The organism is Lacticaseibacillus salsurae (genome assembly GCF_045862175.1).
Lineage (GTDB): Bacteria > Bacillota > Bacilli > Lactobacillales > Lactobacillaceae > Lacticaseibacillus > Lacticaseibacillus salsurae.
In genome coordinates this window covers 1-7,049 of sequence record NZ_BAAFZI010000080.1, presented here as the reverse complement: position 1 = coordinate 7,049, position 7,049 = coordinate 1, and the positions used below count along the sequence as shown (strand labels likewise).

Here is a 7,049-nt window from a genome sequence, read left to right as displayed (position 1 = left end):
CTCAACTTTTGCACGGAACACTGCACGAGCCTTGATCACCGGTATTGCCTATAATCTGGTTCAGCTCTTTAAACAGCTCTTTGTCTCGGAAGACCGTCGTTCAACCATCTCCTCGCTACGGTTCAGTCTCTTTCACATCGCCGGTAGGATTACTTGGCACGCCCGTCGTGTGGTGATCCATCTTGCTTCTAACTATGTTTACAAGAACTGGTTTAGTCGGCTCATGGACGAAGTCCATCAGTTGGCGACCTGAACTGAGTAACTGAATAGGTCGTGCGTCGAGCCGAAAACTGGGTCGGTCTGTTCGTGGTGCATCGATCACCAACTTCTCCGCTCAGTCAGTATTCGCAACGCTCCAAACGTTGCTTTCAGACCGGCCAGATGCGATTTCATGTCCCAAATACCGAGGTGAATAATCCAGGTTACAGCAAAAAAACAGCCTCTCGACGATTTTGGTCGAGGGACTGCTTCGTTAAAGATAAAATTAAATCACATTGCGGACGAATGGGTCATCGGAAATGCCTTGGCTTAAAATCAACTTGCTCCATTCCTTCGCGGAGAACAAGGAGTGGTCTTTGTAATTCCCGCAAGAATCAATGGTCGTGCCTGGCACATCTTCCCACTTGATATCATTGGCGATAGCTTCAAGGCTACCCTTCAAGGCTTTTGCCACTTCAGTTGTGGTATGTTCACCCCAAGTGATCAAATGAAACCCGGTGCGGCAACCGAATGGCGAGCAATCGATGACGCCATCCATGCGGTCGCGCAACAAACTGGCGAGCAAATGTTCAATCGTATGCAACCCGCCAGTTGGAATTGCGTCTTGATTTGGTTGCACCAAACGTAAATCAAAGTTTGAGATTTTATCGCCTTTGGCCCCTTCTTCGACCGCAATCAAGCGAACATAAGGTGCTAAAACTTTCGTGTGATCCAATTCAAAACTTTCAACTTTAGCCATGCTATTTCCTCCTATTTTTTCAAGTAACTGATCGGCTTTTGCACTTCAACTTTAGTCCCGCCAAATTTCTTGGTCAACCACTTTTGAATGGCTGGCTTGTGATACAAGGTGATCAACTTGCGGTATTCCTTGTTGTCTTTATTTTTAGCGGCAGTGGCCAAAATGTTCACGTTTTTGCGCGTGGTTTGGTCGACCTTCTCATGATACAACGCATCTTTGAGCACATTCAAGCCCGCTTCATAAGCCACAGTGTTGGCCAACAACCCATAATCGGCGTCTTTCATCAGGCGCGGAATGGTGTTATCTTGGGCTTCTTTGAACTTCAAGTGGTGCGGATTGGACTGAATATCTTGGACTTTGCCCAAGGCATCGAAATTTTTCGGCAAGGTGATCAAACCAGCTTTAGCCAGCAATTCCAAGCCGCGCGTTTCGTTGGCCGCGTCATTGGCAATCACGACGGTGGCGCCATCTGGGATATTTTTCAAGTTCTTGTGCTTGTCAGAATACAGCCCCATTGGTTCCAAGTACGTGGTGCCTAAAGCCACTTGCTTGCCGGCTTTTTGCTCTTTGTTGAACGCTTCAAAATACGCATACGATTGAAAGGCGTTGACATCCACACTGCCATCCAAGGTGGCTTGGTTGAGTTGCACCCCGTCTTCAAAGCTGGTGACTTTGAGCTTCAAGCCCATCTTTTTGGCTTCAGGCGACTTGGCGATATGCCGCCAAATCGTCACATCGGACACCATTGAGCCGATGTTGATGGTTTTGTCTGCGGCTTTCTTCTGGCCACAAGCGGCTAGCCCTAACACCAATGCCAGCCCAATGGCAATTTTTCCAACCCACTTTTTCAAAATGATCTAGTCCTTCCAGGTGTCCGCAGCGACTTGTTCCACTAACGCTAACTTCGCCCATTGATCCGCATCAGTGATTTTATTGCCTTGTTCCGTTGACGCAAACCCACATTGCGTGGAAATGGCCAAGTTTTCTTTAGGCACGAATTGACTAGCGGCTTCGATACGCGCTTCTACAGCCTTAGGGTCTTCGAGGTCCGCAAACTTCGAGGTAATCAAGCCTAATACGATGCGCTTGTTCGTATCGCCGTTCCACAACGTCTTCAATGGTTCAAAGCCCCCAGAGCGTTCGTTGTCATATTCCAAGAACAAGCCGTCATACGGCAAGTCTTTGATATAATCAGCGACATATTCATAACCGCCGGCAAACAAGAAGGTGGATTGGAAGTTCCCGCGGCAAATGTGCGAGGCAATCGTCAAGTCATCTGGCTTTTGTTTGAGGACGGCTTTGATAATGTCATGCGCCGTTTCCGCTAATTCCACAAAAGGCTTTTGGGCCTCGACGTCGCCTTCAGTTTTCTTCAAGTTGTCGATCAAGTAGGCCCAGTTGGTGTCGTCGATTTGCAAGTAACGCAAGCCGAGGTCGTAGAAATGCTTGATGGTATCAGCGTAAGCCTTGGTCACGGCTTGCTTATAATCTTCAAAGGAATCATAGAAATCTGCCCAGTGGTCCGAGCGGTGGTCGCGGAATAACAATCCAGGACTTGGAATCGTGAATTTAGGTTCCGTGCCGTCTGGTGCGACGGACTTCAGATACTCAAAGGCGTCATAGAAAGGATGATGGGGATTTTCGGCGATTGGTGCGGTGAGCGTGACGTTATCCGCCGTGTTGATGTTGCCTTTAAAGTTGCGTTCGTATTTGACATTGTTTAACTTATCGACGCCAGTTAAGCCCCACAAGAAGTCCAAATGCCAGTACTGTCGAGAAAATTCGCCATCGGTCACGGCTTTAAAACCGGCTGCGGCTTGTTTTTCCACGAGGTCTTTAATCGCCGCGTGTTGAATTTCAACTTCACGCGCGTTGGATAATTTCCCGGCTAAGAAATCCGCATGAGCTTGTTTTAATTCAGCTGGGCGTAAGAAGGAACCGACAAGGTCTGCACGATATGGTTTAGTCATAATAAAAATCTCCCTTTTTTTGGTTGCGTAGTTGTGTGTTGTGATATGACTTGGCGGCTGCGAGGATTTCTAAATTCTCTGGGACAAAAAAATTCGCCCCTACCTAGCAATTGCTAGATAGGGGCGAATTATCGCGTTACCACCCTAGTTTGAAAGCCCAAGCTTTCCTCAACGGCACCTGTTGATGCCCGGCATGGTAACGGTTGCGACCGTCGCGCCAGCGTGAACTGGTGTGAAGCTATTAGGAGCTCATCTTCACCAACTTGCAGGCGTCCCTTTTTCACCATCCGGGTTCTCTTTGCCGCCGCTTGTTCGCTACTCTTCTCCGCTAAGCCATATCTGATTAACTCAATGACATCATATTACCATCAATTCTCATGAAGTCAACACGTAAATGAGAAAAATGTGAGAAAGTTTTTTGTAATCCTCTGCTATTTGCATCACTCAACGCCTTAACGTAGCGGTGATATAGTTAAATCAGCTAACAATATCATTCGCCAATCGTCAGGAAAGCCGATCTGCTTTAGCTGTGATTGCACGTCATATCGCTCAATGATTTGGCCCAATTCAAAGACAAAAAATCCAAACTCTGCTGGTGGCAAAATTTCACGTAGAATATACCAAATTGCAAAACAACTTTGCGCATCGAACTGTTGTCGAAACTTTCCGTGAATTCGAACCGACTTCGTTAAGGGCCGACCAAACAAGCGTGAATTATGCGCACATGTATTTCTTAACAAGGTTAACACGTGTAACCAATTGCCTAAATACATGTGTGGCACCTGAAAATGAGTTGCCACCGCTTTTCGGGCTTCACTGCCTAGCCAAGAATAAAAAATCGATAGGCTCCCCATCGTAATGAGTTCAAGATCAACCCATAATGGAAATTCACCATACTTGTGGACATAATTTTCGATGAAGGGTTCTTTCTGATAACTAGTGGATACTGAATATTTTAAACTTCCTTTCGCATATGGAATCAGAACCGCTATTCACGTATAATGAATGCATAGGAATTCCCTTAATTCGGCATTTTCCCATGCACTTGTCATTTCCTATTGGAGGATCTGTCCATGGTTTATCGGCATACTGACGTTCAGCTGTCTTTCGAAGCCTTTGATTGTGGTCTGGGCGTATCGCTTAGCCCTGACAACGAGTGGGTGAAGCTGGCTTCACTCATTCCGTGGCAGAAGTTGGACGAAGCATACCAATTAGTCTTTAACAAGAACGCAGGTCGTGCCGCTAAACCGTTTCGCGAGTTATATGGTGCCGAGCTGATTAAGCAGAGGACGCATCTATCAGACGTCAAACTGGTGGAGGCCATTCGCGATACCCCAGCGTTTCAGTACTTCATGGGAAGAACACGTTACGAAGCTATGATTCCGTTCAATGCCTCAACTCTGACCTACTTTCGTCGCCGGGCATCTAAGATTTCCGACCTGATTCGTAACATCATCACTGACCAAGTCCGTGAGAAGCTAGAAGCTATCGTGCCTGGAGCTCACGTGCTGATTACCGAATGCCACAGCGGTGCCAATTAAGATTCAGTTTCCCCAGGATGCGTCCTTGCTCAACAAAGCCCGACTGAACCTTGAAGACATGGTGCTTAACATGGCACAAGGCTTACAAATGGCGATCCCGCGCACTTATAAACGCTTGGCAAAGGCAACATGGACTGAATATTCACGGCACCCTGGTCGTCAGGCCAAGGCCCGGCGCAAACAGATTAAAGCACAGCTGCAGTACGTACGGCGAGACCTGCGTTACGTGGATGAGCTGTTGGCTCAAGGTGGACAAGCACATTTGACCGAGTGGCAAGTGAATCGCCTTGTAGTTGTCCGCAAGGTATACAATCAGCAAAAATACATGTACGATAACAAGACTCACACTGTTCCCGACCGGATTGTTAGCCTCAGTCAACCATATATTCACCCGATTGTTCGTGGCAAAGCCAAGGCCCGCGTTGAGTTCGGTGCCAAAATTGATTGCTCAATCCTGGATGGAGTCATTGACGTTGAGCGCTTTGATTTTGAAAGTTTCAACGAGAGTACTGATCTTCCCGCCACGCTGGACCATTGTTGGGACACGTTGGGGCAGTACCCCGATGAGGTACTAGCTGACACCTTGTACCGAACTCGAGCAAACATTGCATTATGCAAAGAGCTGGGCATCAAACTAAGCGGGCCAAAGTTAGGCCGTAGGCCGAAGCACGTGGATGCCAAGCAACGTAAAAATGATATTGATGCGGAGAATAGACGCGGTGCAATTGAACGCAAGTTTGCCTTCTTGAAAGGCTCACTTGGGCTTGATTTAGTGAACACCAGGACCGCTGAATCTCTGGTAGTCGAAGTCGATTCAGCTATTGTATTGGCGAACCTCGTTTTTCTTCTGAGGATTTTTTCTATACCAATTTCCATCGTTGCCCAACGATCCGGCAAAATGTATCAAATCAACTATAAAGTCATCACTGAGAGGGCAAAATTGGCAGCCTAGTTCAGTACCGACTAACTACCCCGACGGCGTGACAACCTAATGCTTTGTGTCCAATCGCGCCAGTTGGCCGTTGCTAAAAAGGCATCCTCCGACAGCATCGGGCCATATTTCAATGGTAGCACATCCCCGATCGCTGCTTTCACTCGGACTTCGATTTGCTGACAAGCACTCAACATCAGTGCACGCAAGGCAGCATCGAATTGGTAAACTTGATAGATGTCTGTAATTGTTGTGTTCGGAAGAAACTGCTCGTATTGCTTGCCATAAAACGTTAAACAATATCCTTTTAGTCGAAAATAACCCACTGCATTGATAGTTTGCTGTGCCTGATGGTGATCAGTCACAATTAACCCTCGATTTTCAAGAATTGAAATTTTTTCATCGATTGTGGTGGCGGGTCGATTATATTCCATGATGTGCTCCTAAAATGAGAGTAAAAAAAAGGCCTCACGGTGGGTACATCAGTCACGTAACATTACTGAGAGGTATGTGAGGAACTATTAATGGTAGTATATCAATGACTCGTCACCCTTGTCAAGAAACCATTTTAAAAGTAGGCTTCTACTGTTACTTGCCACCGAAAGATTCTAGGATATACTATCCTTAACACTATCCAAGGAGCCCTACCAATGGAAAATCTCCCCCTGTTTCAACGCGATAACCAAAAAGCGGTGATTGAGCCTGATCGCCAAGAAGGATTCGTCTTCCCTAAGAAGATGCTCATGGCCTTTGTCACCGAACAAAACTTCGATACGTTTATTGCCCAACAATCCACCCAGGTTGTCGGTGATTTTCACACGATTAATCATGACTACTCGATTTACGCATGCCGCGTTGCAGGGCAGTCGATCGGCGCTTGCCTCGCCCCCTTAGGCGCACCGGCAGCGACGCAGATCATGGAATTTCTCATTGCATACGGCGCACAGGAAATTCTCGCAGTCGGCTCTTGTGGCGTATTGGTCGACACGCCTGAAAACCAGTTATTGATTCCAACCGTTGCCCTGCGCGATGAAGGTACTTCTTACCATTATTTGGCGCCAGCACCGACGATTGCCTTGCATCGTCCCTTCACCCAAGCTTTGCAAGCCTATTTAGGCACGCAAGCCAAAGCCGTGAAAACTTGGACAACAGACGCCTATTTTCGTGAAACGCCGGCTAAAATTAAAACGGCTTGTGACCATGGTTTTGAAGTCGTGGAAATGGAATGTGCGGCATTGGCCGCTTGTGCAGCATTTCGCCACGTCCGCTTTGGCCAAATTCTATTTAGTGCCGATTCTTTGGCGACTGTTGAAGCTTACGATGCCCGCGGTTTTGGGATGGCCTCACATATTAAGACCATGGCAATTGGGTTTGATTGCCTCACTCATATCGATTAAGTCAGCCTTGACCAGACTCACTGCGAAGGGTGTACAATCACCTCTATTTGTGATAAAGTAAGCCTATCGAATGAGACACACGACACACCAATCCGCATAGTCTGGTAGCTATGCGGTATTTTTATGCACTTGAATTTACAATTGAAGTGGAACACTAAGAAAAAAGACTGACCCACTAGGAGACAGCGTAGAATGTTGTTTGTCGAGAACATCATCATACGGAGGTTTCCTAATGAGCCATTACAATCAGCT

7 protein-coding genes and 1 pseudogene are annotated in these 7,049 nt (G+C 47.0%); 3 read left to right on the top strand and 5 right to left on the bottom strand.

Annotated features, from left to right (window positions below):
* The coding region (locus ACKTSG_RS13275; protein ID WP_407891817.1) for a transposase at positions 1-253 on the top strand (253 nt) is incomplete at its 5' end.
* A gap of 231 nt (positions 254-484) precedes the next feature.
* Here ACKTSG_RS13275 and ACKTSG_RS13270 read toward each other — a convergent pair.
* From ACKTSG_RS13270 to ACKTSG_RS13255, 4 genes are all read right to left on the bottom strand, one after another.
* Positions 485-958 carry an S-ribosylhomocysteine lyase gene (locus ACKTSG_RS13270; RefSeq protein ID WP_407895429.1) on the bottom strand — a complete coding sequence of 158 codons (474 nt, stop codon included), beginning with the start codon at positions 956-958 and terminating at the stop codon, positions 485-487.
* An 11-nt stretch (positions 959-969) separates the two neighbouring features.
* A complete protein-coding gene (locus ACKTSG_RS13265; protein WP_407895427.1) occupies positions 970-1,809 on the bottom strand; it encodes a MetQ/NlpA family ABC transporter substrate-binding protein in 840 nt (279 codons plus the stop codon).
* 6 nt (positions 1,810-1,815) lie between these two features.
* Positions 1,816-2,928 carry a 5-methyltetrahydropteroyltriglutamate--homocysteine S-methyltransferase gene (locus ACKTSG_RS13260; RefSeq protein ID WP_407895425.1) on the bottom strand — a complete coding sequence of 371 codons (1,113 nt, stop codon included), beginning with the start codon at positions 2,926-2,928 and terminating at the stop codon, positions 1,816-1,818.
* A 452-nt stretch (positions 2,929-3,380) separates the two neighbouring features.
* Entirely contained in the window at positions 3,381-3,908 is a 528-nt protein-coding gene (locus ACKTSG_RS13255; protein WP_407895431.1) for an Abi family protein, read from the bottom strand.
* A gap of 93 nt (positions 3,909-4,001) precedes the next feature.
* Between ACKTSG_RS13255 and ACKTSG_RS13250 the strand changes: the two are divergent.
* A pseudogene (locus ACKTSG_RS13250) lies at positions 4,002-5,421 on the top strand (IS5 family transposase).
* An 11-nt stretch (positions 5,422-5,432) separates the two neighbouring features.
* Here ACKTSG_RS13250 and ACKTSG_RS13245 read toward each other — a convergent pair.
* Positions 5,433-5,834 (bottom strand): Abi family protein, encoded by a 402-nt coding sequence (locus ACKTSG_RS13245; protein ID WP_407895423.1) that lies wholly within the window; start codon positions 5,832-5,834, stop codon positions 5,433-5,435.
* A gap of 216 nt (positions 5,835-6,050) precedes the next feature.
* Between ACKTSG_RS13245 and ACKTSG_RS13240 the strand changes: the two genes are divergently transcribed.
* On the top strand, positions 6,051-6,797 hold the full coding sequence (locus tag ACKTSG_RS13240; RefSeq protein ID WP_407895421.1) for a nucleoside phosphorylase: 747 nt from the start codon (positions 6,051-6,053) through the stop codon (positions 6,795-6,797).
* Positions 6,798-7,049 lie beyond the last annotated feature (252 nt).